20 protein-coding genes are annotated in these 25,589 nt (G+C 61.1%); 9 read left to right on the forward strand and 11 right to left on the reverse strand.

Annotation, left to right across the window (positions count from 1 at the left end):
- From DAAHT2_RS06715 to recO, 3 genes are read left to right on the forward strand one after another with little or no spacing between them, the layout of a single operon-like run.
- On the forward strand, positions 1–981 hold the full coding sequence (locus DAAHT2_RS06715) for a peptidylprolyl isomerase (protein ID WP_013163534.1): 981 nt from the start codon (positions 1–3) through the stop codon (positions 979–981).
- Positions 982–1,011: 30 nt separating this feature from the next.
- Entirely contained in the window at positions 1,012–1,989 is a 978-nt protein-coding gene (locus DAAHT2_RS15210; RefSeq protein WP_013163535.1) for a helix-turn-helix domain-containing protein, read from the forward strand.
- A 45-nt stretch (positions 1,990–2,034) separates the two neighbouring features.
- Entirely contained in the window at positions 2,035–2,844 is an 810-nt protein-coding gene (gene recO, locus DAAHT2_RS06725; RefSeq protein WP_013163536.1) for a DNA repair protein RecO, read from the forward strand.
- 127 nt (positions 2,845–2,971) lie between these two features.
- Here the strand turns inward: recO and DAAHT2_RS06730 are convergent, their stop codons facing one another.
- From DAAHT2_RS06730 to DAAHT2_RS06750, 5 genes are all read right to left on the reverse strand, one after another.
- Entirely contained in the window at positions 2,972–3,544 is a 573-nt protein-coding gene (locus tag DAAHT2_RS06730) for a flavodoxin family protein (protein WP_013163537.1), read from the reverse strand.
- An 81-nt stretch (positions 3,545–3,625) separates the two neighbouring features.
- A complete protein-coding gene (locus DAAHT2_RS06735) occupies positions 3,626–6,127 on the reverse strand; it encodes a glycogen/starch/alpha-glucan phosphorylase (protein WP_013163538.1) in 2,502 nt (833 codons plus the stop codon).
- 197 nt (positions 6,128–6,324) lie between these two features.
- Positions 6,325–7,857 (reverse strand): HDIG domain-containing metalloprotein, encoded by a 1,533-nt coding sequence (locus DAAHT2_RS06740; protein ID WP_013163539.1) that lies wholly within the window; start codon positions 7,855–7,857, stop codon positions 6,325–6,327.
- A 9-nt stretch (positions 7,858–7,866) separates the two neighbouring features.
- On the reverse strand, positions 7,867–8,865 hold the full coding sequence (locus tag DAAHT2_RS06745) for a GTP cyclohydrolase I FolE2 (RefSeq protein ID WP_013163540.1): 999 nt from the start codon (positions 8,863–8,865) through the stop codon (positions 7,867–7,869).
- Between the two features lie 8 nt (positions 8,866–8,873).
- Positions 8,874–9,455 (reverse strand): hypothetical protein, encoded by a 582-nt coding sequence (locus DAAHT2_RS06750; protein ID WP_013163541.1) that lies wholly within the window; start codon positions 9,453–9,455, stop codon positions 8,874–8,876.
- 349 nt (positions 9,456–9,804) lie between these two features.
- On the opposite strand from DAAHT2_RS06750, the gene DAAHT2_RS06755 reads away from it, so the two are divergent.
- Positions 9,805–10,707, forward strand: coding sequence for a hypothetical protein (locus tag DAAHT2_RS06755; protein WP_013163542.1), 903 nt, complete (start codon positions 9,805–9,807; stop codon positions 10,705–10,707).
- A gap of 94 nt (positions 10,708–10,801) precedes the next feature.
- On the opposite strand, the gene DAAHT2_RS06760 is transcribed toward DAAHT2_RS06755, so the two are convergent.
- Positions 10,802–11,209, reverse strand: coding sequence for a bacteriohemerythrin (locus tag DAAHT2_RS06760; RefSeq protein ID WP_013163543.1), 408 nt, complete (start codon positions 11,207–11,209; stop codon positions 10,802–10,804).
- 357 nt (positions 11,210–11,566) lie between these two features.
- Between DAAHT2_RS06760 and DAAHT2_RS06765 the strand changes: the two genes are divergently transcribed.
- The 3 genes from DAAHT2_RS06765 to DAAHT2_RS06775 all read left to right on the forward strand — a co-directional run bounded on the left by DAAHT2_RS06765 (position 11,567) and on the right by DAAHT2_RS06775 (position 18,146).
- Positions 11,567–15,496 carry a DEAD/DEAH box helicase gene (locus DAAHT2_RS06765; RefSeq protein WP_013163544.1) on the forward strand — a complete coding sequence of 1,310 codons (3,930 nt, stop codon included), beginning with the start codon at positions 11,567–11,569 and terminating at the stop codon, positions 15,494–15,496.
- 76 nt (positions 15,497–15,572) lie between these two features.
- Complete coding sequence (locus DAAHT2_RS06770; RefSeq protein WP_013163545.1) at positions 15,573–17,225, forward strand: sensor histidine kinase; 1,653 nt, start codon at positions 15,573–15,575, stop codon at positions 17,223–17,225.
- Between the two features lie 219 nt (positions 17,226–17,444).
- Positions 17,445–18,146 (forward strand): response regulator transcription factor, encoded by a 702-nt coding sequence (locus tag DAAHT2_RS06775; protein WP_013163546.1) that lies wholly within the window; start codon positions 17,445–17,447, stop codon positions 18,144–18,146.
- Between the two features lie 12 nt (positions 18,147–18,158).
- On the opposite strand, the gene lptC is transcribed toward DAAHT2_RS06775, so the two are convergent.
- The 4 genes from lptC to pyrG form a co-directional block, all read right to left on the reverse strand.
- Positions 18,159–18,722: an LPS export ABC transporter periplasmic protein LptC gene (gene lptC / locus DAAHT2_RS06780; protein ID WP_218914981.1), complete on the reverse strand. Its 564-nt coding sequence runs from the start codon at positions 18,720–18,722 to the stop codon at positions 18,159–18,161.
- Positions 18,723–18,851: 129 nt separating this feature from the next.
- Complete coding sequence (locus DAAHT2_RS06785; RefSeq protein ID WP_013163548.1) at positions 18,852–19,520, reverse strand: KdsC family phosphatase; 669 nt, start codon at positions 19,518–19,520, stop codon at positions 18,852–18,854.
- A gap of 21 nt (positions 19,521–19,541) precedes the next feature.
- Positions 19,542–20,378 carry a 3-deoxy-8-phosphooctulonate synthase gene (gene kdsA, locus DAAHT2_RS06790; RefSeq protein WP_041719454.1) on the reverse strand — a complete coding sequence of 279 codons (837 nt, stop codon included), beginning with the start codon at positions 20,376–20,378 and terminating at the stop codon, positions 19,542–19,544.
- A gap of 10 nt (positions 20,379–20,388) precedes the next feature.
- Positions 20,389–22,068 carry a CTP synthase gene (gene pyrG / locus DAAHT2_RS06795; protein ID WP_013163550.1) on the reverse strand — a complete coding sequence of 560 codons (1,680 nt, stop codon included), beginning with the start codon at positions 22,066–22,068 and terminating at the stop codon, positions 20,389–20,391.
- 343 nt (positions 22,069–22,411) lie between these two features.
- On the opposite strand from pyrG, the gene DAAHT2_RS06800 reads away from it, so the two are divergent.
- Positions 22,412–23,245 (forward strand): septal ring lytic transglycosylase RlpA family protein, encoded by an 834-nt coding sequence (locus tag DAAHT2_RS06800; protein WP_218914982.1) that lies wholly within the window; start codon positions 22,412–22,414, stop codon positions 23,243–23,245.
- Positions 23,246–23,558: 313 nt separating this feature from the next.
- Positions 23,559–24,518, forward strand: coding sequence for a DnaJ C-terminal domain-containing protein (locus DAAHT2_RS06805; protein ID WP_013163552.1), 960 nt, complete (start codon positions 23,559–23,561; stop codon positions 24,516–24,518).
- 41 nt (positions 24,519–24,559) lie between these two features.
- Here the strand turns inward: DAAHT2_RS06805 and DAAHT2_RS06810 are convergent, their stop codons facing one another.
- The gene (locus DAAHT2_RS06810) at positions 24,560–25,573 is read right to left on the reverse strand and encodes a diguanylate cyclase domain-containing protein (RefSeq protein WP_013163553.1); all 1,014 of its coding nucleotides are present in this window, start codon (positions 25,571–25,573) and stop codon (positions 24,560–24,562) included.
- Positions 25,574–25,589 lie beyond the last annotated feature (16 nt).

Consider the following 25,589-nt stretch of genomic DNA (forward strand, 5'->3'; position numbering starts at 1 on the left):
ATGGGAAAAACTATTAAGCAAATTCAAATGTTCTGCGCCGGGCTGCTGGCGGCCCTGATCCTGTTGCTGCCCGCGGCTTCGGCGACGGCCACGGTTATCGACCGGGTGGTGGCGGAAGTGAACGGCCAGATCATCACCCTTTCCGAACTGGAAGCGGAAATGGCCACCATCGGCGAAGACTTTCTGCGCGGTGTGCCGGCCGGGGAAAGGGCAAAAGCCCGCCAGGAGGCCCAAAGCCAGGTGCTCTCCGGCATGATCGACCAGATTCTGGTGGAACGGCAGGCCCAACGCCGGGGCATTTTCGTGGGTGAGCGGGAGATTGACGCGGCAATGGCCCAGATCATGGAAGACAACCGGCTCAGCCGGGAGGAACTGATCCGGGAGTTGGAAAGAAGCGGCACCACCCTGGAACAGTACCGGCAGACCCTGCGCACCCAGATTTTACAAGCGCGGCTGCTCAACCTTGAGGTGCGGGAACGGATTGTTATTCCCGAAAACCGCATTCGCCGCTATTACGAAGAGCATTACGCCGACGGCAGCCAGCAGCAGGGCTACCACCTGCTGCAGATGGGCTTCGCCTGGGACGGCGACGACCAGAACCGAGCAGAGGCCAAGCAACGGGCCACCGGGGCCAGGGACCGAGTGCTCACCGGCGGCAGCTTTCGGCAACTGGCCAGGGAGCTTTCCGATCTGCCATCGGCTACCAGCGGTGGTGATCTGGGAGTTTTTGAGCAAGATGAACTGGCCGATGAGATGCGACGGCATATCTTGGCGATGACCCCGGGGGAGCTAACCCCGATCATGGAAATCGGCGGCGCGTACCAGTTTTTCAAGCTGCTGGCGGGAGGCGGTGTCAGCCGCCCCTACGAGGATATGCGGGAAGAGATCCGGGAAATTCTATACCAGCAGGCGCTGGAGGAGAATTTTGAACGCTGGGTAAGCAACCTGCGCGAAGATGTCCAGATCCGGATCCTGCTTTAACGCCGGTCCACAATATCAGGGTGATGCTCCATGAGTTCTGAACAAACCGGGCAGCACACAGCCGAAGAGCAGATGGAAGAAGGGCTGGCGCTGGGTGAAAAACTGCGGCGCGCCCGCACCGCCAAAGGAATTTCTCTGGAAGAGGCGGCAGGTGCCACCCGCATCCACACCTCCACCCTGCGGGCGCTGGAGGAGAACAACCGGGCGGCCTTACCGGCCAGCACCTTCACGCGGGGTTTTGTGCGTATTTACGCCAACCACCTGGGCCTTGACCAGGAGGCGGCCCTGCGCCAGCATATCAAGGAGTCGGGCCTGCCCGAAGCCGCCACCACCGAAAAAGTAAACATCCACGAAATCCTGGCCGGGGAAAGGATGGCGGAGCCCCTGCGGGCCCTCAGCGGCAGCCGTTTTTTTTGGGTAATGGCCCTGCTGGTAGCGGTGCTGGCTGTCTACTGGGGCTATAACAGTTATTTCCGCCCCATTGCCCAGCCAACCGCTTTCCCCCTGGAAAGCGTCTTCGACCAGGCCCAGCCGGAGGCGACTCCGTCCTCACCTGCAACCCAGGCTACCGCCTCCACCCCGGAACCGCTACCCGCCCCACCGGAACAGCCGGCCGTTGCAACCCAACCACCGCCGGCCGCCCCAGCCCCCCTGACAGCAGCCAGGCCACCGGCCGACCGCCAACCGGCCCCAGCCGGGGCAGAGTCCACACCGCAACCGGAGGCACCGGCCCTTTCCCAGGCGCCCGTACCTTCCCACCCTGCAAACGCCGAGGCGTCCCATGTGCTTGAGGCCCGTTTTGTTGAAGACACCTGGGTTCGGCTCCAGATCGACCAGGAACCGGCCCGCCAGCTCTTCTTTCAGCCGGGTGAAAGCAGAACCTGGAAGGCGGTGGAACAGCTGGAGTTACGAATCGGCAACGCCGGCGGGGTGGAATTGTCATACAACGGTGAGCCCTTGCCACCGCTGGGCCGCAGCGGTCAGGTCACCGATCTGAGCTTTCCTTAAAACTTTTCCCATAGCCTCACCAACCACATACGTGCCACCCCGCAGATGACCCTCCAACACACAAGGGCCGTAATCCTGGCGGTCAGGAGTCATGGCGAAGCCGACAAGATCGTCACCTTCTGCGGCCGGGAGACCGGCAAGCGCAACGGGATCGCCAAAGGCGCCCAGCGCAGCCGCATCCGTTTCGTCAACAAGCTTGAACTGTTCTCCTTGCTCGAACTGAGCTACGAAGAAGGCCGCAGCAGCGGCCTGGTGCGGATCGACCAGGCCGAACTGCTGGAACCCTTTGCCGCCATCCGCGGCGATTACCTGAAGTATGCCGCCGCCAGCCTGGTGGGGGAGTTGCTGCAGGCCTGGCTGGAAGAAGCCGACCCCGACCCGCAGCTCTTCTCGCTGCTGCTCTGGGTGTTGCAAACCATTGCCGGTGACGCAACAAAAGACCGCAACCCCAGCCGGAACATCATGGCGGCGGTGGTTTTTTTCGAGTTGAAGCTGCTGGACCTGCTGGGTTATCGCCCCGGCCTGGAAGCCTGCCGGCAATGCCACGGCACAGCGCTTCCGGCCGGAGAAAGCTACCATTTCAGCCTGGCCGGCGGCGGGCTGATCTGCCCGGCCTGCAACCGGCAAAGGGCAAGCCGCCACAACCTGCTGCCGCTCTCCCTGGCCACCGCCAAAATTCTGGCCAAGGCCCAGGAGTTGGCCAACGAAAAACTCTCCCGCCTGCGACTACCACCAACCAGCGGCCGGGAGGCCATGAACTTTCTGCACCACTACAGCAGACACCTGCTGCAGCGCGACATCCACTCCCGCACCTGCCTGCAAAACCTGCTCAACGATACAGGCAGGACCCCTTAGCCCCCCATCCAACGCAACGCAGGCTAATCGTGCAGCAGTGCCGCAGCTTGGGGCAAGCGGACCGGCGCCGCGTACCCCAGGTACGCAAGCCGGGCCGCTTGCCCCAAGCTGCAGTGCTACTGTACGATTAGCGGATTTTGTCCAGTAGCCAGGCCATGTTCCGCCCCAGATCGGCCATGGTCTTCATCCCCTCGGGATCATTTTTTACCTCACCGGGATCCTTGCCAATACCAATGTTCCAGTAAGAAGAACCCACCACGATCATCTGGCCGATGAGAAAAAAGGCATTAAGGGAACTGAAAACATGATAGGCCCCGGCCCGCCGCACCGCCACCACGCCAGCCCCGGCCTTACGCTTGAAGATATCGTTATTGGCCCGGGACACCATGCCGCAACGTTCGATGAGGGCCTTCATCGAGGCCGAAACATCGGCAAAATAGGTGGGCGAGCCCAGAATGATCCCGTCGGCGGCCTCCATCTTGGCGATACAGTCGTTGATGATGTCCTTGTCCACCGCGCAGCGACGATCTTTCTTCTTAAAACACTGATAACAGGCAATACAGCCGGAAATGGGCTGGCCCGCCAGTTCCACCAGTTCAGTCTCCACCCCGGCCGTCTGCAGTTCGGCCAGAGCCCCGTTCAGCATGGTTGCCGTATTACCGCCCTTGCGGGCACTGCCGTTGAATGCCACTACTTTCATGGTTTTCTCCCTGCTTTTTTGGATTCACAGTAATCTCAACCGCCCGTCGGCGTAATGGGCTGTAACCGAACAGCCGTGCCGCTAAACCTTCAGGCCCCAGATCTCCCGGGCGTATTCCCGAATGGTCCGGTCGGTGGAAAATTTACCCATCCGGGCCACGTTAAAGATCGATTTCCGAGCCCAGCTTTCCCGCTGGTCAAAAGCCCGCCCCACCTCTTCCTGGCAACGCAGATAATCAGGCAGGTCAAGCAAGGTCAGATAGGGATCATCGGAGCTCAGTAAACTGTCCACCAGAGGTCGGAAGATGGCGGAATCACCCCGGCTGAAGATGCCGGCGCCCAGGGCATCCACCGCCGCCTTTATTTCCTCGTTCTCCTGGTAAACCGTTTGCGGCTGCCGGGCTGGATCCCGGCGGGCGGCCTCCACCTGCTCGGCGGTCATGCCGAAGATAAACATATTTTCCCGCCCGAACTCCTCGCACATTTCAATATTGGCCCCATCCATGGTACCAATGGTCAACGCCCCGTTGAGGGCAAACTTCATGTTGCCGGTGCCCGAGGCCTCGGTGCCGGCGGTGGAGATCTGTTCGGAAAGATCGGCGGCCGGGATGATTTTTTCCGCCAGCGAGACCCCGTAGTTGGGAATAAAAACCACCTTGAGGCGATCTTCTACCCGCGGATCACGGTGTACGGTCTCGGCCACCGAGTTGATCAGCTTGATGATCAGTTTGGCCCGCTGGTAGGAAGGGGCCGCCTTGCCGGCAAAAATCACCACCCGGGGCGGGAACCCCTCGGCCCGGCCCCCGATGATGCGGTGATAAAGCACAATCACATGCAGGGCGTTAAGCAACTGGCGCTTGTACTCGTGGAGCCTTTTGACATGCACATCAAACAGGGCGGCCGGATCAACGCTAATCCCGCAGCGCTGGTCGATTAAAGCCGCCAGGCGCCGCTTGTTGTCGTGCTTTACCGCCAGCCAGCGGCGGCGGAATTCTCCATCTTCCGCCAGGGGTTCCAGTTCACGCAACCGGTAAAGGTCGGTGGCCCAGTCACCGCCGATCTTCTCGGTGATCAGGGCGGCCAGGCCGGGATTGCTTTTCAGCAGCCAGCGCCGCTGGGTAATACCGTTGGTTTTGTTGTTGAACCGTTCCGGGTAAAGGTCGTAAAAATCTTTAAAAATCCTGGTTTTTTGTAAATGGGTATGCAGCTCGGCCACCCCGTTGGTGGAATGACTGCCGACAATGGCCAGATGCGCCATGCGCACCTTGGGCTCGTCCCCTTCGGCGATCAACGACATGCGGCGCAGCCGGTCCTGATCGCCGGGGAAACGGGCCGCCACCTCTTCCAGAAAACGGCGGTTGATCTCGTAGACGATCTCCAGATGACGGGGCAGGATCCGCCCGAACAGATCCACCGACCAGGTTTCCAGGGCCTCCGGCAACAGGGTGTGATTGGTGTAGCCAAAGGTGCCAACACAGATCTCCCAGGCCTCCTCCCAACCCAGGCCCCCTTCATCCAGCAACAACCGCATCAACTCCGGAATGGCGATGGCCGGGTGGGTATCGTTGAGCTGGACTGCCACCTCGTCGGTAAACTGCTTGAAATCCTCGTGTTTTTTCTGGTAACGCCGGAGAATATCCTGAAAGGTGGCAGCCACAAAAAAGTACTGCTGTTTAAAGCGCAACTCCTGCCCTTCCCGGATGTCGTCGGAGGGATAAAGCACCTTGGAGATGGTTTCCGAATCGACCACATCCCGAACCGCCTGCACATAATCACCCCGGTGAAAAGACACCAGATCCATATCGCGGGGGGCCTTGGCGCTCCACAGCCGCATGTTGATCACCGAGTCGTTGTTAAACCCCGGTACCAGTACATCATGGGCCATGGCCATGACCTCGTCGGTATCCACCCACTCGTAGCGTAACCGCCCCTGGTCATCCTGGTAACTGTAGACCCGGCCGTTAAACTTTACCGGGTAGAGATTCCACGGGCGTTCAAACTCCCAGGGGGAGCCATAGCGCAGCCAGTTGTCCGGGGTTTCCATCTGGAAGCCATCCAGCAGGCGCTGATAAAAAAGACCGTATTCGTAGCGGATCCCGTAGCCGTAGGCGGGAATCCCCAGGGTTGCCATGGAGTCGAGAAAACAGGCGGCCAGGCGCCCCAAACCGCCGTTGCCCAGGGCCGCGTCTTCTTCTTCTTCCCTGACCTCGGCCAGGTTGTAACCCATCTCTTTGAGAGTTTCCGACACCCGGTCCAGCAGGCCAAGATTGACCAGGCTGTTGCCCAGGGAACGCCCCACCAGAAACTCCAGGGAGAGGTAGTACACCCGCTTGCGATTACGGGCATAAAACTCTTTCTGGGTCTTGACCCAGCGTTCAATCAGAAAGTCGCGCACCGTATAGGCCAGGGCCTTGTAGAGCTCCCGGTTACCGGCCCGCTGGGGGTCCCGCCCGAGAAAGCTCAACAGGTGGTGGCTGAGGGTCTCAGCCAGTTCCGCGTTGTTCAGGTGCCCGCCGAAGCTGCAATAGGGCCCCACCGGGGAGGTGGGCGAACGCAGCGGGTTGTCGGGATCCGTCGTTGACATTTTTCTCTCCTTGAACCCAGGCCGCAAGAAAAGCCTTTCCTGTTTGGCAGCCGCCACTTGCTCCATCGCTTGGCCGGGGCAAATGATCACCAAGTGCCCGGCAATTGTTCTCCAGCGTAACTTGTTGCCGCCGGGCGGGTCAATTTTTTTTGTGCCCCTCAGCCTGGCTGGCGACTGTCCGTTTACACAGAATCAGCTTAGCTGATCTGTTGAACGGTTACGAAATTCCGCACCCAGGCCAGGGCCTCTTGCCGAGTGCATACCGCCCCTTCCACCCGGGCCTGCTCCAGGCCGGCGAGAATCTTTTTAAACCACGGCCCGGGGGTAAGGCCCAGAAGTTGCTGAAGATCATGGCCATTGAGCAGTGGCGGCTGCTGCAACACCGGCGCCAGTTGTTCCTCGGCCACCCGCATCACCTCGGCGTGCAGCGATGCCAGCTCCCTTTCCATGGCCGGCGGTTTGCCCGGCCCCCGGCCGGCCAGACTGTCGGCCATGGCCAGGAAAAACAGGGCCGGCAGGTCCTCCCCCAGGGCCCGGACCAGGCGCAAACAGGCCCGGGGCTTGATGCCGGTGCGCCGGCGGGCGTTGTTAAGATGGAATGGCCACATATGGTGGCGCACCAGCAACTGCAGCAGGGTGCGGCGCCAGCGGCTGAGGCGCAGGCGCCGGGCCAGCCGGCCGCAGATTTCAGCCCCCACCCGGTCATGATGATAAAAGGTGAGCCGCTCACCCCGGCGGCCACCGGTGGCCGGTTTCCCCAGGTCGTGCAGCAGGGCCGCCCAGCGCAGCGCAATATCGCGCTGAAAGCATCGAGCTCCGGTGAAGTAAGGGGTCAGATGCTGATGAGAATCGGGGAAAAAACGGGCCGGATCGGCCAGCACCACCTGCAGTTGGGCCAGGGTTTCATGGCAGTGCCCGGCCACATCAAGATGATGGCTGTCCGGTTGGGCCACGCCGCAGCCGGCAGCCAGTTCCGGCAGTACCCGGTAGAGCAGCCCGGAGGCGGCCATGGCCGCCAAGGCCGTGGCGGCACCGCAAGCCGCCAGGGTGGCGTCCAGTTCGGCGACAATCCTTTCGGCGGCCACGGTGTCGATCATAAGCGCGTTACTGCTGATCAGCTTATCTGTCGCCGGGTCAAGCGCAAACCTCAAAGAGGCCTGGAAGCGATAGGCGCGCAGCAGTCGCAGCGGATCGGCCGCGAAGGCATTGGGGCCGGTAACGCGGATCACCCCGGCCTGCAAATCGGCCAGGCCGTCACAGGGATCAAGCAAGCGGCCGGGGGCGGCGGCCTTCACGCTTGCCGCCGAGGGCAGTGCCACCGGCTCCCCGGCCGGATTAAGCCGCCAGGCCATGGCGTTGATGGTAAAATCCCGGCGACGGAGATCTTCTTCGATACTTGCCGCACCTTCCCGGAAGGCGGCGAAATCCAGCTCCCGGCCCTGCCAGACCAGCCGGGCCACATCATGCTCCCGGTCCAGCACCACCAGGGTGCCGCCAAGCTCCCCGGCCAGGTCGCGGGCAAAGGCAACCGCCCCGGCCGGCAGGGTAAAGTCAAGGTCCCGGCCCAAGCCGGCAGCCGCCTCAACCGCAGGCCGTGATCCGCCAACCAACCAGTCCCGCAGGGCGCCGCCGGCCAGGTACAGCGGCGGCGCCCCCCGGCGGCGCAATACCTCCTGCAGGGCGGCCTCCAGGCGGCCTTGGGCGAAATTGCAGCCGGTCGCCGGATCCATGGAAAAACCTCAACGCAAGAGAGCGGCCAGGGTGGTCTCAAGCCGGCAGTGGACATCGTGGCTGTGGATACTCTCCAGCCCCACCGTACTGATTAGAATCCGAGCGGCCGGCGGCACCTCGGAAGCCAGGAGCCGACCAGCCGCCCGGGCGGTCTCCCGCACTGCATCTTCGGCAAACTGGGGATGGCGATGGGAGGCGTAAACCAACTCCGCCTCGTCGGGGCGCTTGAGCAGATCCTGGCTGAGATGCAACGCCGCCGCCAGAGCCTGCAATAACAGCTCCTGCTCAGGCGCTTTTTCCTGAGGTAGTGCTCCGACTGCGGCCTCGGCGGTAACCGCCACCAGCAGCATGGTGTGCGAGCGTTGGGAATGGGTGGGCTGCAACAGCGGCTCGGCCTCGCCTGGCGGCGGCTTTTCTCCCGCCGGGGCCAGCAGCAGTTGATTGTAGGCCTGGGTACAAGGGCAGGCGGTGATATGATTCACCCCCACCCCGACCCCCATCCGCCAGCGCCATTGCCCCTCGGAGCACTCCAGATCCACCTCTACCCGCAAGTCATAAGCGTCCACGGAGCAGCGGCCGCTGACCCCGGTGCAGCTCAGGCGGGGCAAGCGGCCGTGCAACTCCACCCGCCCCCACCGTGATTCCTGGCCGGCGACCGCCCTCCGGGCCAGCTCCAGGGCGTAATCTCCTGCCTGGGCAAACTCCAGCTCATGCAAAGCGGTGATCGCCTCTTCCAGGCGCGACATGTGAATCCCCCGCCGGGAAGCGACCAGGTCTACCTCCAGGCGCAACTCAAAGGGCAGCCGCCCTTGGGGCAGATTAACCCAAACGGTCTTGGCGCTGATGCCCACGGCGTCCAAAGGGATCGCCACCGCCGGCACCTGCCCCGGTATATCGAGGCACTCCTGCAGCACCTGCTGGTGCCGGTGTTCCGGGAAAAAGGCTGCCGGGGGGGGCGCCCCCACCGCAGCCGTCGTCCGATCCGGACTAACCCGCCGGTTATACATGAAATTTCCTAAAACAATGATTGCAGCGCTTCCAGATCCTTAAGATCGATATCCACCTTGGCCTTGGCCTTGGGATAAAGGGCGCTGAGCAGTTTTTCATCTTCCAGCAGTTCAAGGAAACGACGATGGGTCTCATCAAAATCCGCCGGGGTCCGCCCGCTTGCCTTAAGCCTGGCCACCGCCGGGGCAAACAGCTGCGGCGCCCGGGAATAAACGGCATAAAAAAGGCGATCCCGGACCAGGCGAGGATGCTGCTCGTAGGGGGGAGCCTCCTTGCCCAGCGCGGTCATCACCTGTTCCACATTGCACTCCGGCAGGATGGAAAACAGCTTGGGAGTGTCATAGGTATCGGCCGCTTCCACCAGTTGCTGGATCATCCATGGCTCCAGCTCCTGCAACGCGGCCCTGATCCGGCTTCTGATCTCCGATTCTTCATTTTCCAGCAACAGCCGGACGTAAGGGGTGATCTCATGGCTGGCCAGTACCTGGCGGCGCAGCGCCTGGGCCAGCCACTCCACCTGCATCTCCGGACTGCGCGCGACAAAAGGCATGTAGCGCTCCAGCCATTTTTTTCTCTTTTGGTGTTCCATGAAAACTTAACCGCCTGTTGTTGGCAAGGCAAAAATCACAACTGTACCAGTTCAAAGGTTACCTTTTTCCCCGGCTTTGACAACCTGTATTTTTGCTGCTCCCTCGACGGTAAGCGATCACCTGCCCTCCTTTAGGACCAGCATTTTTCATTGACCGGTTTTGCAGCCCCGGCTATTATTTCAGCCATACCAACGCCAATGTTAAACTGTTACCATTGGCGCCTTTGGCGTGACGATTTCCGGAAAGGGCAAGCGGTCATCGGGGCCCGCGAACGCTTGCCTTGAGCCGACTGGCGGAGCCCACCGGCCGTCGGCCGACTGCGGCCCCCTTGCGGGAGGTTCTGGTACAATGCCCGATGCCAACAAACGCGCCGCCCCACGGCAAAGCTCTCGATTGCCGATTATTCTGAGCATCCTGCTGCTGCTCGCCGCCTCAGCCCTCATGCTGTGGTATTTTGCCCTGACCCCGCGCGAACCGGCGGTGACCTTCGAACCTCTGCTTACCGAGCCGGCGACCGAACCGCCCCCGTTCTCCCCTGAACCGACCGCCCCCCTGCCCCAACCGGTCCCGCCTTCCCCTCTCTACCTGGAGGTCGACGAGCCCGACGAATGCAAGTTGGTCGAGGGTCAGATCAAAGATTTTTTCACCCATTTGGACCAGCAGAACTATATCCGCCAAAGGGAACTGCCCGATGGCAGCCTGGCCTATTTTCACCAGCTCACCCAACGGCTGCTGGCCGCCCCACCGACGGTGAGCGGGGAAACCGCAGACATCCATACCGTGCTAAGGAATACCGCGCACCTGTACCGCGTTCTGGGACTTAAAGATCTCTGGCTACTCAGGGAAGTCATGCAGAATGAAAGGGCGACCCTGGAAGAGTTGCTTGCCCTGCTGTACCGCTGGTCTTTAGTCGCCGAGGAGTGCCAGGACAGCGACCTGGAAATCAGGCTGCCCCTGCCGGCCACCTACGAATACGCCGGGTTTTTCCTCAACACCTTGGGCGGGCGGGCTTATCTTTTCCGCCGTGACAGCCGGACAAGGTTGCTGACCACCTATTACGCGGTGCTGATCCTGGATCAGGCCAACGAAGCGGCAATCAACCGCCACGGGCTGGACATCCGCCCGGCCATCGACAACCTGCTGGCGGAAATCCCGGGGGCTGACAACCTGCGACAAAGAGAAGAGTACCTGGCTACCCTGATCGAGCTGCAGGACAAATACCGCCGACAATACGGCGCCGGGAAAATGTAGAGTACGGGGCGCCCGGGGAAAAGCCACGCCCATGCTTGCCTCACAGGCCATCGGCTACCGCGGGCAAGATTAACCAAATTGCGTAAACGTTTACCTAGTTGACCCCTTTGCTGTTGAGGTGCGCCGCATACTTTTTGTCGGTGCCCAGGATGTGCTTGTCCAACCAGTCCTTGAGGAACTGCGACACTTCGACGGTGAGGTTCATCTTACCGGCCTTGAGGTCATTCTGCAGGGCCAGAACCTTGGCCGTCATCTTTTCGTGTTTGACCTTGTGGGCGGCGTAATCAGGGTAGCCGTGGGTTTGCATCAACCGCTCTTCGGTGGCAAAGTGACTGGCGCAGTATGAGACCAGCTTGTTGAGCAGCCCGGAGAGCACGTCTTTGGCCCGCTGCTGCATCATCGCTTCATGCAGCTCGTTGATCATACTCACCAGTTGCTTGTGCTGCTCGTCAATTTCCCGAACATTGACACTGTACTCATCCTTCCATTCAAACATCGCCATTTTGCTACCTCCTGGAATTGTTGTTGGTTATGGAACGATCACGGCCAGCCGCCGACGGTTATGAACGTCGACATTGCAGGTGCGTCCATGCCCGGCCTCTTCTGCGGCACCCCGACAAGCGGTGGGGCGTGATCATTATTACCTGACCAGGCCACCACATTGAGGTGTATCTTAAGCATTTACCCGGCTCCATGCAAGAAGAACCATTATCAAACTCAAACAAAAACCTTGTTTAAAGCCCCAGCCAAGGTTCCGGTAAAAAGTGATCGCCCCATTTTGTCAAGTCGAATATAATACAGTTTTTTCCTAAGCATAAGCCGTTTACCACCCCCCTGGCACTGCTGCCCCGAGGTACCAATGCAACACCCCCACCAGGAGCCGACGCCGGCGACAAATCCGCCGTCCCAGGCGGCATACCGCCAGATCTGTAAGCGGCTTGAGCAGGCTTTGCAGGACCATGACCTGGAAGGATTCCAGGGGGCCATGCTGCAGTGGTTCAACTTCCAGCCGCGGGCCGATTTCCCCGATCCAGTGCTCGCCTGTTGCACGCGCCCCTTCACGCCCAGTCGTTTTGCAACCCTGCCGGCGCCGATCAGGCTCTATGCCCTGCAGGCCATTTTTCGCCACCACATTCCCCGGCTGCTTGATCTGCAGCCGCAGCTTGATTTTCTGCGCCAACCAGTAGCCCTTGCGGGCCTGAGCCAAAAATTTCAGCAGCCTTTCCTCTATCTGCTGCTCGCCGCCCTGCTTTTACGCGGAGAAACCGAGCCGGCCGGGGAGCTTTTCCAACGTCACCACCGCAAGCTTGGCGGTTGCGGCCTGCGGGGCTGGTTATTTTTTCTGCACGGCGACTATACCGCCGCCATACGCTCATTCAAGATCGACCTCAACCGGCTCCGGCGCCGGGAAGAAAACCCCGGCGCCTTTTTTACCGGCTTTGAAGGGATCATCATGCTGCTGAGTCTGCTGGCCGCAGACAACCACCGCCACCTGGAGCTGATCAGAACTTTAACCGACGATTTGGCCCTGGTCCAGCCCCACAACCCGCTGCTGCCGGTCTACCGGATCTTAAACGAGGTCACCGCTTTGCTGGAAAGCCGAGGCGGGGCACGCCACCTGCCGCCGACCCTGCCACCAACCGCTGGTGATGCCGTGACCACCCTTTTTTCCGGCCTGGCCGATCTCTGGCTGACCGGTGGTCTCGACCCCGCCATCCAGCCGGTGCTGGCAAAGCTTGACCGGCGGGCCAGCGCCAACGGCTACCACTGGCTGGCCGCCGGCTACCGGAGCCTGCTGCAGGCTGCCTCCCCAAGGCCACTCCGACCGGCCACCAAAGACCAACCGGCAGCGCAGAACAGCCGGCCGGCCGCCACTATCCCGCTGAGCTGGAATATCGGCGCCCTGGTCAAAACCACCGAACCATGGCGCCACGCCGTCATGGCGCTGCAGCACCACGACCCCCGTCCAACGACAAAGGAAAGCCCCCGGCGACTGGCCTGGCTGCTGCGTTACCGGGAAGATTTGGACCACTGTGGGCTCCGACCGCTATTTCAGCAACGACGGCCGGACGGCACCTGGAGCCGGGGCCGCCCGGTGGCCCTAAACCGGCTGCTCGCCCTGACCGAAGGAAACCCTGACAGCCGCCACCGTCCGTTACCAGCCATCGATCAACTGCCGCTTTCCCCACGGGATCAGGCCATCTGCCATTGCCTGGCCCGCGGCGGCTCGACCCTAAGCGGCGGGTTCCACGTTCTCCCCCAACCGGACCTGCACCTGCTGGTCGGTCACCCCCATCTTTATCTGGCCGGCGCCGGCCACCAGCCTCTCCGGCTGGAGCACGGCCAACCTACCCTGCTCATCGAACCGGAGCCGCCCCAAAACCTGCGCCTGCGCCTCCACCCCTTCCCCCCCCCTACCGGCCAGACGCTGCACCGCCGGGATGAAACTTGTCTCCAGATCATTTCCAGTCCCCCGGCATTGCGGGAGTTAGCCGCCTGGCTTGGCCCGGAGGGGGTGAGCCAACCCCGGCAGGGCAGCCAGCAGCTGCTTGCCCTGTTGCGCGAACTGCCACCGGATCTAGCGGTATTTTCCTGCCTCGATCTGCAGTTGCCGCACAGCGAAACCATGGCGCCGAACAATCGGGTAATCGTGCAATTTTTCCCCGCCTCCTCAGGCTTGAAGGTACGCCTGCGGGTTCGCCCCCTGGGCCCCGATGGCCCCGAGCTTAACCCCGGCCACGGCCCGCCCCTGCTCTGGGCCGGCATCAGTGGCCGCCGCTACCGCCTGCGCCGCGAACTGGCCGAAGAAACCGACCGGGCCCAAAAACTGGCGGCGTACTGCAAGCTGGACTGGAAGAGGCAACAGAGCAACGACCCGGCCGGCCCCGATCCCGCCACCTGGACCTTGACCTCCCCCCAAAGCTGCCTGGAGTTTTTAAACCGGCTGCAGGAAATTTCCCCCCCGGTGCCCCAGGAGTGGCCGGCCGGCCGGGGTTTTTCGCTAAGCCCCACCATTGAGTTGCAGCGATTGCAACTTAAGATCAGCAAAAAAAACGACTGGTTCGCTTTAAACGGCGCTTTGCAGCTGGACGACGGTCTGGTGCTGGAACTCTCCTCGCTGCTGCGCACCACCAAGCGAGGCAAGGGGCGGTTCATTCCCCTCGGGCATGGCCGCTTTCTCAGCTTAAGCAACGAACTTAAGCGTAAAATAGATGAGATCGAGGCTTTTGCCGAGCTCCACCGGGGCGAGATCAGGCTGCACCCTTTGGCCGTGCGGCTGTTGCTCAACGCCGAAGAACCCCAGGTGCCGGGCCAACGGCCGCAGGTATCCACCGATGGGCACTGGCAGGACTTCCTGACCCGGCTGGAGCAGAACCGCACCCGGCAGGACCCGCCACCGACCGGCCTGAAAACCCGACTGCGCCATTACCAACTGACCGGCTACCGCTGGCTGCGCCAGATGGCCGACCTGCAGCTAGGCGCCTGCCTGGCCGACGACATGGGCCTGGGCAAGACCATTCAGGCCCTGGCCCTGTTGCTGGCCCGGTCCAATCAAGGGCCCGGCCTGGTGGTGGCCCCCACCTCCCTGTGCCTTAACTGGCAGGCCGAAGCCCACCGCTTTGCCCCGGGGCTGAGACTGATCCACTACAGCGGCCGCAACCGCAGCCAGTTACTGACGCAACTGGGGGCCGGCGATCTGGTGGTCTGCAGTTACGGCATGCTGCAGCGGGACGCCGGGGTTATCGGTGCCGTTCACTGGCACACCATTGTGCTGGACGAGGCCCAGGCCATCAAAAATTTTCTGGCCAAACGCTCCCGGGCGGCCATGCAGTTGCAGGGTGACTGCAAGCTGATCACCACCGGCACCCCGCTGGAAAACCATCTCACCGAACTGTGGACCCTGTTTCGTTTCATCAACCCCGGCTTGCTGGGCAGCCTGGAACAGTTCAGGAAAAAATTCATCATCCCCATCGAGCAGCACGGTGACCAGCAGGCCCGGCAACGACTGAAAAAACTGCTCACCCCATTCATTCTGCGCCGGCTCAAGAACGAGGTATTGCAGGAACTGCCGCCGCGCACCGATATCACCCTGCAGGTCAGCATGCACCGGGAGGAGGCCGCCTTGTATGAGGCCTTGCGCCGGCAGGCCAGGGCAACCTTGAAAAACGGCGCCAACCGTGACCGCCCCGGCGCCCCGCTGCAGGTGCTGGCGGAAATCATGAAGCTGCGGCGGGCCTGCTGCCACCCCCGGCTGGTGTTGCCGGACAGCACCATGCCCGGGGCCAAGCTGGAACTTTTGACCAAGGTGGTGGCGGAACTGCTGGAAAACCGACACCGTATCCTGGTTTTCAGCCAGTTTGTCGACCACCTGGCCATCGTCCGGCAGTATCTGGATGAACAACAGATCAGTTATCAGTATTTTGACGGGGCCACGCCGGCCCGCGTTCGCCAGCAGCGAGTCCGGGACTTTCAGGCCGGCCGGGGAAAACTGTTTTTGATCAGCTTGCGGGCCGGCGGCCTGGGGCTCAACCTTACCGCCGCCGATTACGTGATCCACCTTGACCCATGGTGGAATCCGGCGGTTGAAGAGCAGGCTTCCGATCGGGCCCACCGCATCGGCCAGGACAAACCGGTTACCATCTACCGCCTGATTACCACCGGCACCATCGAAGAAAAGATCCTGGCGATGCACCAGCAAAAACGACATTTAGCCGCAGAGTTACTGGACGCCACCCGTTCCGGCCCACCTCGCAGTTACGATGAACTGTTGGCTCTGCTGGAAAAATAGGTAAAATTACTGATAGCACTTCAAGCGCCGGACAACCACCGGTTGGAGCGCGCCACCAGGCAAAATAAGGAAAAACATGATTGGAAAGCTGCAATTAAGCCTTAGCTGTAAGTTGATCGTCGGCTGCGTTTTGACCCTGCTGATCACCATGAGCATCACCTTCTACCTGATCAGCCTCCGCCAGGAGCGGTTGATCGTGCAACAGGCGGAGAACGAGGCCCGGACCATCTTTCGCCAAATCATCGTCACCCGTAAATGGGTGGCCGACCATGGCGGGATTTTTGTCCGCCAGACATCTCAGCAACCCTGGATCAGGCCCTCCCCGTTTATGGTCAATGCCGACATCACCGACCAGCTTGGCCGGCGCTATCTGCTGCAAACCCCGGCCATGGTGACCAAGGCCCTGGCCGATTACGCCAAGGAGGAAGAAACCTACTGGTTTCGTATCACCAGCCTCAATCCGGTAAACCCCGCCAACCGCCCCGATGAAACCGAACGGGCCGCACTTGAGGCCTTCAGCCGTGAAGAAATCGACGAATTGATGGTCATGGAGACCATCAGCAGCGATGTCTACCTGCGCTACATCTCCCCACTCTACATTGACAGGGTCTGCCTGGATTGCCACGGCAACTACCGGCTCAATGAGGTCCGCGGCGCCATCAGCGTCGCCGTGCCGCTCAGCGAGACCTTCGCCGAGGCGGCCCGGAACCGGCGCCTGCTGTTTGCCTCCATGGGCCTGGTGGTGATGGTCCTGAGCGGTTCGCTGCTACTGATGATCCGCCACCTGGTGCTCACCCCCATGCAGACCCTGGCCACCGCCATGACCCGTTATTCCCGCAGCGGACACGCCGATGATGCGGTGGTGCTGCAAACCGGTGATGAGCTTGAAGCCCTTTCCCACTCCTTTGCCAGCATGGCCGGCAAACTCAGCGACTATCACCACAATCTGGAAGACAAAATCCAGATCGCTACCCGTGATCTGGAACAGAGCAACCGGCAACTGCTGGAGGCCAACCGGCTGCTGGCCGCCACCAATCTCCGGAAATCGGACTTTATCGCCCGAGCCTCCCACGAGTTACGCACCCCGCTGACTTCAGTCAAAGGCGGCATGGAATACCTGACGGCCAAGCTCGCCAGCCTGGACCGGGATACCGGCCAGGCCTGCAACCGCGACGAACTGCTGGACTTTCTCAAGCTGATCCGCAACAACACCGACCGGCTGATTCGCATGGTCAACACCATGCTGGACATTGAGCATATCGAAATGGGCACGGTCTCCTCCCTTAATATCCGGGATTTCGACCTGGCCCTGATCATCTGGGAAAGCCGGGAGGAACTGGCCCTAACCGCCGCCGGCAAAGACATTGAGCTTACCATCCAAGGACCGCAGACCATGATGGTGCGGGCCGATGAGGACCGCATCCGGCAGGTGCTGACCAACCTGCTGGCCAATGCCGTCAAGTTCTCCCCAACCAACTCAGCCGTGCAACTCTGTTTCCGCCAGGATCAGGAAGTAACGCTGGTGGAGGTACTGGATCGGGGGGCGGGGATCGAGCCCGGACAGGAAGAGAAGATCTTTGAGAAATTTTATCGCTTGGGCGACAAGGAAGGCAGCGGCCTGGGGCTGGCCATCTGCCGCAGCATCATCGAGGCCCATGGCGGTCACATCGGCGCTGAAAACCGCCCCGGAGGCGGGGCCCGGTTTTATTTTCAGCTGCCATCCCGGTAATCGCCGTGGGCCGGCAGGAGGAGGCAACCTTACATTATTTTAGCAATTTTAAGAAAAATGTGTTTAATTAAGATTGTTTGTCGACTTTGAGCAAGTCGTAGAGACGCCAAAAGTAGTAACCGGCAAGCTGAAAATTGCCGGTTACCGGGCGCCGGTCGCCCCTTACGGCAACGCCCGACCGCACCTCACCTACACCGCCGCTAACGAGAACCGCAAAACATGGAAGAAAGCGCCGCAACCTCAACCCTGCTGGCCATCGACGACGACCAGGACATTCTCAAGGTACTCAAGGCCAACCTGGAACTGCATGGCTTCAAGCTGGTTACCGCCACTTCCCTGACCGAGGCCCGCCAGGTCCTGGAGTCACTCCAGCCGGACCTGATTATTCTTGACTTGATGCTGCCCGACGGCGACGGCCTGGAGTTCTGCTGCTCTCTGAAGTCGATTCATCCCCAGTTGCCGATTATCATGCTCACTGCCCGGGACAAGGTCTCCGACAAGGTGGTGGGGCTGGAACTGGGGGCCGATGATTATGTGGTCAAGCCTTTTGAGACCAGCGAGTTGCTGGCCAGGATCAAGGCACGGCTCAGGTCAAGCCCGGGAGGGGCCCCCAATCCGGTGATCCGGGCCGGCGAGTTGGAAGTGGACCTGCGTAACCAGACGGTTAGCGTCAACGGCCAGGAGATTTATCTGACCGCCAAGGAGTTCCAGCTGCTGGCCTGCCTGGTGGAAAACCGCAACAACCTGGTAACCCGGGATGAGATTCGCAAAAGGCTGTGGCGCGACTCCAAAATCTATTCCTGGAGCCGGGTGATTGATGTGCACATTCAGCACTTGCGCCAAAAAATCGAAAAGACCCCCTCCCGCCCCCGCTTTATCATCACGGTACCGGGCCGGGGCTACCGTTTTGCCGAAGAGTAGCAGCGGAAGCTGCTACGGTACGGTTAGAAACTCCACCTCACCGCTAAGCTCATAACGGCCGTCGACCAGGAAGTAATCCAGGCTCTGCCCCCGGGCCGACACTTCGTCTCCGCTGATCTCGACCCCTACCCGGCTACTCACCCGCCCCTCCCGTTCATAATAATTCAGGGCCTGGGTGCGAAGAGAAAAACCGTCGGCATCAAGCAGTCTTACATTATCTTCCAGCTCCAGTACCGCCAACGCCTGATCATAACGGCCGTGATCGGCGTCAATCCAGACCTGCTCCGCTTCGTCCCGAAAAAAGACGGCCTCCACCCCGGTCAGGAAAAACCCCTCTCCCCCGGCACCGGAGCGCAAATCACGGCTGTTAGCCCGCCACTCCAGGGTGCCATCGATTTCCTGGGCAAAGCGGACCTGCTCCATGGTGAAGTGCTGTTCCTCCGTCGGCCGGCGCTCTCGCACCTCATCATCACCAACCGGCACCGGCGGCGGGGCTAAAAAATCGCTCAACCGCGCCCCGTAAAGCGGCCAGCCCAAGGCCAGCAACAGGGGCAGCAGCCAAAGCAGGTTGCGCATTCCGTGCATCATCTGATCAGTTTTAACCGGCTCAATTAAGGTGTAATCGCAAAAACACACCAAGCGGGTTGGTCGGTAAGGCGAGAGCAATTAGTTACAAAGCGTGCCCAGTCGGCGGCCGTTGCCAACCTAGCGGGCATAATCGGCCAGCAGTTTATCCCGCATGCCCCGGGCTTCGATGATCAGCTCGCAGACCTCACGCACCGCCCCGCGGCCACCGGCGGCGCGGGTGACGTAATGGGCCGCCGCCCGCACTTCGGCCACCGCGTCGGCCACCGCCACGGCCAGGCCGGCCCGCAGCAACAGAGGGAGATCGAGCCAGTCGTCGCCCACGTAGGCCACCTGCTCCGGCGCCAGCTTTTCCGCCGCCAGCACCTGCTGCCAGACCTCAAGCTTTGCTCCCCGGCCCTGGTAAACGTGACGCAGCTGCAAATCCTCGGCCCGGCGCCGCACGGTCTCGGAGGTTCGGGCGGTAATCAGCCCGGTTTCCACCCCGGCCTCCCGCAACAGCCTGATGCCCAGCCCATCGCGGGTGGAAAAGGACTTCATCTCGTAACCTTCCGGCCCGTAGACAATGGTGGAATCGGTCAAAACGCCGTCAACATCAAGCAGCAGCAGTTTAATTCCGGCCGCCTGCGGCAGGCAGTTTTTCCAGGCATAACTCCGCTCCGGCCCGCCGGCGCGTTCCAGGGAACGCTGGCGCAAGCCCTGGGTAATCTCGCAATCGGAGGGGTAGTGTAAGCGGTTACGGGGTGCTACATTACCGCTTTGGGGGGTGGTGTGATCCGGGCCTGCCATGACTGTCTCCGGGGCCGGCCGCTAGACAGCGGCGCTCAGTTGATGAATGGCCAAGACCTGGCGCAGGAGTTCTTCCACCTGGTCCAGGGGCCAGGAGTTGGGGCCGTCACAAAGGGCCTGCCGGGGGTCGGGATGGACCTCCATGAACAGGCCGTCAATGCCCACCGCCGCCGCCGCCCGGGCCAGAGTCGGCACAAAACGGCGCTGGCCACCGGATCTATCGCCGGCGCCGCCGGGCAACTGCACGCTGTGGGTGGCATCGAAGATCACCGGGCTGCCCAATTGGCGCAACAGCGGCAGGGAACGCATGTCGACCACCAGGTTGTTGTAGCCGAAACTGCTGCCCCGCTCGGTGAGCAGCACCCCCCCGGTACCGGCGGAGCGAACCTTGGCCGTGGCCGGGGCCATATCCCAGGGGGCAGCGAACTGGCCTTTTTTAACATTAACCGGCTTGCCGGTTTGTGCCGCTGCCACCAGCAGATCGGTCTGGCGGCAGAGGAAGGCGGGAATCTGCAGTACGTCGAGTACCGCGGCGGCGGCCGCCGCCTGCCCGCTTTCATGGACATCGGAGATCAGGGGCAGATCAAATTCACGGCCGATGGCCGCCAGCATGGCCAGCCCTTCCGCCGGCCCCGGCCCCCGGTATGATTCCAGTGAGGTCCGGTTGGCCTTATCAAAGGAGGCCTTGAAGATCAGGTTAACCCCCAGGCGGGCAGAGACTTCCTTGAGATGGCCGGCAATTTGGCGCATGATCGACTCGGACTCGATCACGCAGGGGCCGGCCAGCAGGGTCAGGGGTTGCCCCGGCCCGATCCGGAAACGCCCGGCTATCTCAACCGGCTGTATTACCGAAGCCATGTTGCCCGGCTCAGCCATGTTGCCCGGCGTCCTGCTGGTGAGTCAGGGCCGCCCGGATAAAGGCGGTAAAGAGCGGATGCGGCTGCATGGGGCGAGACTTGAATTCCGGGTGAAACTGGCAGCCCAAGAACCATGGATGATCGGCCAGTTCAACAATTTCCACCAGCTTATCATCCGGTGAGGTGCCGCCGATCACCAGCCCTTTGTCCGCCAGCGGTTGGCGGTATTCGTTATTGAACTCGTAGCGGTGCCGGTGACGCTCGTTGATCAACTCTTCACCGTAGGCATCCATGGCGTTGGTCCCGGGCTGCAGCCGGCAGGGATAACTCCCCAGCCGCAGGGTGCCGCCCAGATCGGTGGCCTCATCGCGCACCTGCACCTGGCTGGTCCGATAGTCGTACCATTCTTTGATGAAGTAAATCACCGGGTGGGGGGTTTTGGGGTTGAACTCGGTGCTGTCGGCATCTTGCAGGCCGGCCACATGGCGGGCAAACTCGACGGTGGCCAGCTGCATCCCCAGGCAGATCCCGAAAAACGGCACCTTCTGTTCCCGGGCATAACGGATGGCTAAAATCTTGCCGGCCACCCCGCGACCGCCGAAGCCGCCGGGCACCAGGATGCCATGACAACCGGCCAGCAGGGTGGCCGCCCCTTCCAGGCCGTGGGCTTCAATATCTTCGGCACTGACATAACGCAGCACCACCCGGGCGTCATTGGCCACGCCTCCGTGCACCAGGGCTTCATGCAGGCTTTTATAAGACTCCTTCAGCTCCACATATTTGCCGATGATGGCGATATTGACTTCCGAGGCAGGATTTTTGATCTTTTCCACCAGTTCGCTCCATGGTTCCAGGCGCGGGGAGCCGGTCCAGACATTGAGCTGCTTGAGGATTTTGTCGTCCAGCCCTTCTTTGTGAAACCACAGGGGCACTTCATAGATGTTGTCCACGTCGCGGGCGGTGATCACCGCGTCCCGCTCGACATTGCAAAACAGGCCGATTTTGGCCTTCAATTCATCACTGAGCGTCGTTTCGGTGCGACAAAGCAGGATATCGGGCTGGATCCCGATGGCCCGCAGTTCCTTAACGCTGTGCTGGGTGGGTTTGGTTTTCACCTCGCCGGCGGTTTTGATGAAAGGCACCAGGGTGACATGCAGATAAAGGGTGTTTTCCCGCCCCAGATCGCTGCGCAACTGCCGGATGGCCTCCAGGAAGGGCAGCGATTCAATATCGCCGATGGTGCCGCCGATTTCGATGATGGCCACATCCACCTCGCCTTCCAGCTGGCGTACGGCGGCCTTGATTTCATCGGTCACATGGGGAATCACCTGCACGGTGCCGCCCAGGTATTCACCCCGGCGCTCCTTGCTGATCACCGTATGGTAAATGCGCCCGGAGGTGTAGTTGTTGCGCTGGCTCAGGCTCACCGAGGTATAACGCTCGTAGTGCCCCAGATCCAGATCGGTTTCGGCCCCGTCATCGGTGACGTATACCTCGCCGTGCTGAAAGGGGTTCATGGTACCGGGATCGACATTGATGTACGGGTCCAGCTTCTGGAAGGTAATACTCAGGCCCCGGCTTTCCAGCAAGGCGCCGATGGCGGCGGCGGCCAGGCCCTTACCCAGGGAGGAAAGCACTCCGCCGGTGATAAAGATAAACTTGGTTCGCGTTGTCCGTTGGGCAGGTTTCATGGCTCCAGGTTCTGCAACAAATTGGTCGGAGGCGGGTCGGCGCTGCTGCTTGCGCCGATCATCATGCCATCGTACCATTAGCATAATCGCCTCTGGGTGATGGCAACAGGCTGACAGGGGCGGATCGGCAAGCGACGCGGGGTAAGTGAGTAACGGGACACCCCGTGATCGCTTACCCCGTGGACGCTTGCGGCCGCCTTTATCCGGCCGAATATAGCACCAACCGGGCTGGAGGAAAAGCAAAAAGCCGGGACTTTTTTGGCGATGGCGGATAAAGTATCGCCAATTCAGCATCCCACTGAAATCCTACCACCCATTCATTAGGCGCCAACTTTAAGGAAGCATGATGATGATGTCAAACCAGGGTCCTTTTTTTCGGCCATACCACCCCAGCCATGGCTGGCGATTGCTGGGCCTGCTGCTGGTGCTGATGGTTTTGGGGGCCTGTGGCAAACCTCAGGTAATCTCCAGCCCCACCGGCAAGAGCCGGGTGGAAGCACCGCATGATTCTCCGGCCAGAATCCCCCCCACCCAGCGGCCCTACCAGATCCAAGGAACCACCTATTACCCGATTCCTTCCGCCCACGGCTACTCTGAAACCGGCATCGCCTCATGGTACGGGCGCAAGTTCCATGGCCGCCGCACCTCCAACGGCGAGATTTACGACATGCATGCCATGACCGCCGCCCATAAAACCTTGCCCATGGACACCCACCTGCTGGTGGAAAATTTGGAAAACGGCCGGGAAATCACGGTGCGAATCAACGACCGGGGGCCGTTCGTGCGGGGCCGCATCATTGATCTGTCTTACCGGGCCGCCCAAAAACTGGGAATGGCCGAACAGGGCCTGGCCCAGGTAAGAATCACCGCCCTGGGGGCCACCGAGCGTTACGTGGAAGATGGCCAGCTCCAGCAGCGTTTCACCGCCACCCCAGATTTTGAGCATGGTGAATTTTATGTCCAGGTCGGCGCCTTTACGGTGGCGGAAAACGCCACTCGCCTGCGGGACCAATTGCAGGAGTGGGGCCGCACGGCGGTGATCCGGGAATATGACCACGGCGGCAGGCTGTTTCACCGGGTCCAGGTGGCCGCCGGGGATACTTTAAGCGGCGCCCTGCGCCTGGAACGGGTGCTGATCGAAGCGGGATACACCGACGCCTTCGTCGTTGCCCGTTGAAAAAATCGCGTCAGCACCGCATTTTGCGGCGATCGGCCCGGCTTGCGTACCTGGGGTACGCGGCGCCGGGCCGCTTGCCGCAACCTGCGGCACTGACGCGATTTTTTTACTTGGCCCAGTGATGCCGCGATTTTTCCCTTGCTCCATGATGCGTGCTTATGTGGTGCCCCGTTTGGATTTCTTTGCCGGCGGGAGGCGGTGGCTTACTGTTTTGGGTGGGCTACTTGCCAAACGGCCTTGGGATACTTATGTTCTTGCCTGAATTGTTTCGGTTGAATTAATTATCTGTTTTTAGCTAAGGACTGATCGGGATATGGATTACTACAAGGCTTTGGGGGTTGGGCGTTCGGCCAGCCCGGAAGAGATTAAGAAGGCCTATCGCAAGCTGGCCCTTAAATATCACCCGGACCGCAACCAGGGCAACAAGGAGGCGGAAAACCGCTTTAAGGAGATCAGTGAAGCCTACGCCGTGCTCAGTGACCCGGAAAAGCGCAAGCAGTACGACACTTTCGGCGCCGACGGTTTCCAGCAGCGCTACTCCCAGGAAGACATCTTCCGCAACGCCAACATCAACGACATTCTGCGGGAGTTCGGCATCAACCTGGGCGGTGGCCGGGCCACTTTTCACGGCGGCATGGGCGGCGGGCCCAGTTTCTTCGACGAGCTGTTCGGGGTCGGCGGAATGAGCGGCATGGGGGGCCAGGCCCAGGATTTCCGCCACTTCCAGCAGGATCCGCGCCGGCAGCAAATGGTTAAGGGCAACGACTTAAGCCTGGAGTTGCCGGTGACCCTGGAAGAGGTGCTGCACGGCAGCGAAAAGACCATTTCCTTGGGGCATGGGGGCAAAAGCGACAAGGTCTCGGTGAAAATCCCCGCCGGGATCGAAGACGGCAAGAAGTTGCGGATCAACGGCAAGGGCGCCCCATCTCCCATGGCCGGTCCGCCGGGCGATTTATTGCTGCTGATCAGGGTGAAGCCCCACCCGGTGTTCAGCCGGGAAGGCCGGAACCTGGTGGTGGATCAGGAGATTCCCTTAAGCGGCGCCCTGCTGGGCACCGATATCGCCGTACCCACCCTGGAAGAACGCCGGCTCAAGGTCAAAGTGCCGGCCGGCAGCAAGCCCGGCGCCAAACTACGCCTGAAAGGTCAGGGGCTGCCGGGCGCGGGTGGGGCCCGGGGCGACCTGCTGGTCCGCCTCAACCTCAAAATGCCCGCCAAATTAACCGCGGACCAGCGCGAACTGGTTAAAAAACTGGCAGCAACCGGGCTTTAACAGCCCGCCCGAAACGGACGGTTAACGGCGGTTTTAAAAGCTCACGACTTGACAAAGGCCCGCGGCCCCTGGACCTGCACCCGGTTGCGCCCGCCTTCCTTGGCCACATAGAGGGCCTTGTCCGCCGCACAGATCAGATCCTGCTCACTGAACTCCGGCTGCGGCACCACCGAAGAAACCCCGAAGCTCATGGTAAGCTGCAGCCGGGTGCCCGATTCCGGGTGCTCAACACTCATCTTCTCCACCTCCTGGCGGACGGTTTCAGCCAGGTGCCGCCCCCCTTCCAGGTCGGTTTCCGGCAGCAGGATCACGAACTCCTCCCCGCCAAAACGGGCCGCCAGGTCTGAAGGGCGCATCAGCGGGCTGCGAATCACCGCAGCGATTCTGACCAGGCACTCATCACCCACCAGATGCCCGAAGTTGTCGTTGAACTGCTTGAAGGAATCGATATCACCCAGGACCAGGGTCAGCGGATGCCGGTTGCGCATGGCCCGCCGCCATTCGGTGTGAATGGTTTCCTGGAAGCAGCGACGATTGGCCAGGCCGGTCAGAGCGTCGGTAAGGGAAAGTTCATTAAGCCGGGCGTTGGCCTCTTCCAGTTGCGACTTGACCCCCAGCAGTTCCCGCACCTTGCGATCCAACTCGGCGCTCTTTTGGGCCAGCAGTCGCTGCTGGCGGTCCAACTGCAGAAAGATCTCCACTTTGCTGCGCAGAATATGGGCATTGATGGGCTTGAAGAGATAGTCCACCGCGCCGGCTTCATAGGCCTTAAAGACATGTTTGTCTTCCTTGCTGATGGCGGTTACGAAGATGATCGGCAGATGCCTGGTCTGCTTGCGGCCCCGCAACAGGCTGGCGGTTTCAAAACCGTCCATCCCCGGCATCTGCACATCAAGCAGGAGCAGGGCAAAGTCATGCTCCAGCAGCAGGGAAAGGGCCTGTTCACCGGAAGTAGCGGTGACCAACTGCGCCTCCATCCCTTCAAGCAGCCCTTCCATCACCAGCAGATTGGCCGGCTGGTCATCGACAATGAGAATTTTCGGTATACCCGGCATAATCTCAACTTATCCC

Source organism: Desulfurivibrio alkaliphilus AHT 2 (genome assembly GCF_000092205.1).
Taxonomy (GTDB): domain Bacteria; phylum Desulfobacterota; class Desulfobulbia; order Desulfobulbales; family Desulfurivibrionaceae; genus Desulfurivibrio; species Desulfurivibrio alkaliphilus.

Bases quoted from the DNA above. Each gene is read 5' to 3' on its own strand.
- DAAHT2_RS06715 (WP_013163534.1), top strand. From the start codon at position 1: ATGGGAAAAACTATTAAGCAAATTCAAATGTTCTGCGCCGGGCTGCTG.
- DAAHT2_RS15210 (WP_013163535.1), top strand. From the start codon at position 1,012: ATGAGTTCTGAACAAACCGGGCAGCACACAGCCGAAGAGCAGATGGAA.
- recO (WP_013163536.1), top strand. From the start codon at position 2,035: ATGACCCTCCAACACACAAGGGCCGTAATCCTGGCGGTCAGGAGTCAT.
- DAAHT2_RS06730 (WP_013163537.1), bottom strand. From the start codon at position 3,544: ATGAAAGTAGTGGCATTCAACGGCAGTGCCCGCAAGGGCGGTAATACG.
- DAAHT2_RS06735 (WP_013163538.1), bottom strand. From the start codon at position 6,127: ATGTCAACGACGGATCCCGACAACCCGCTGCGTTCGCCCACCTCCCCG.
- DAAHT2_RS06740 (WP_013163539.1), bottom strand. From the start codon at position 7,857: ATGGATCCGGCGACCGGCTGCAATTTCGCCCAAGGCCGCCTGGAGGCC.
- DAAHT2_RS06745 (WP_013163540.1), bottom strand. From the start codon at position 8,865: ATGTATAACCGGCGGGTTAGTCCGGATCGGACGACGGCTGCGGTGGGG.
- DAAHT2_RS06750 (WP_013163541.1), bottom strand. From the start codon at position 9,455: ATGGAACACCAAAAGAGAAAAAAATGGCTGGAGCGCTACATGCCTTTT.
- DAAHT2_RS06755 (WP_013163542.1), top strand. From the start codon at position 9,805: ATGCCCGATGCCAACAAACGCGCCGCCCCACGGCAAAGCTCTCGATTG.
- DAAHT2_RS06760 (WP_013163543.1), bottom strand. From the start codon at position 11,209: ATGGCGATGTTTGAATGGAAGGATGAGTACAGTGTCAATGTTCGGGAA.
- DAAHT2_RS06765 (WP_013163544.1), top strand. From the start codon at position 11,567: ATGCAACACCCCCACCAGGAGCCGACGCCGGCGACAAATCCGCCGTCC.
- DAAHT2_RS06770 (WP_013163545.1), top strand. From the start codon at position 15,573: ATGATTGGAAAGCTGCAATTAAGCCTTAGCTGTAAGTTGATCGTCGGC.
- DAAHT2_RS06775 (WP_013163546.1), top strand. From the start codon at position 17,445: ATGGAAGAAAGCGCCGCAACCTCAACCCTGCTGGCCATCGACGACGAC.
- lptC (WP_218914981.1), bottom strand. From the start codon at position 18,722: ATGCGCAACCTGCTTTGGCTGCTGCCCCTGTTGCTGGCCTTGGGCTGG.
- DAAHT2_RS06785 (WP_013163548.1), bottom strand. From the start codon at position 19,520: ATGGCAGGCCCGGATCACACCACCCCCCAAAGCGGTAATGTAGCACCC.
- kdsA (WP_041719454.1), bottom strand. From the start codon at position 20,378: ATGGCTTCGGTAATACAGCCGGTTGAGATAGCCGGGCGTTTCCGGATC.
- pyrG (WP_013163550.1), bottom strand. From the start codon at position 22,068: ATGAAACCTGCCCAACGGACAACGCGAACCAAGTTTATCTTTATCACC.
- DAAHT2_RS06800 (WP_218914982.1), top strand. From the start codon at position 22,412: ATGATGATGATGTCAAACCAGGGTCCTTTTTTTCGGCCATACCACCCC.
- DAAHT2_RS06805 (WP_013163552.1), top strand. From the start codon at position 23,559: ATGGATTACTACAAGGCTTTGGGGGTTGGGCGTTCGGCCAGCCCGGAA.
- DAAHT2_RS06810 (WP_013163553.1), bottom strand. From the start codon at position 25,573: ATGCCGGGTATACCGAAAATTCTCATTGTCGATGACCAGCCGGCCAAT.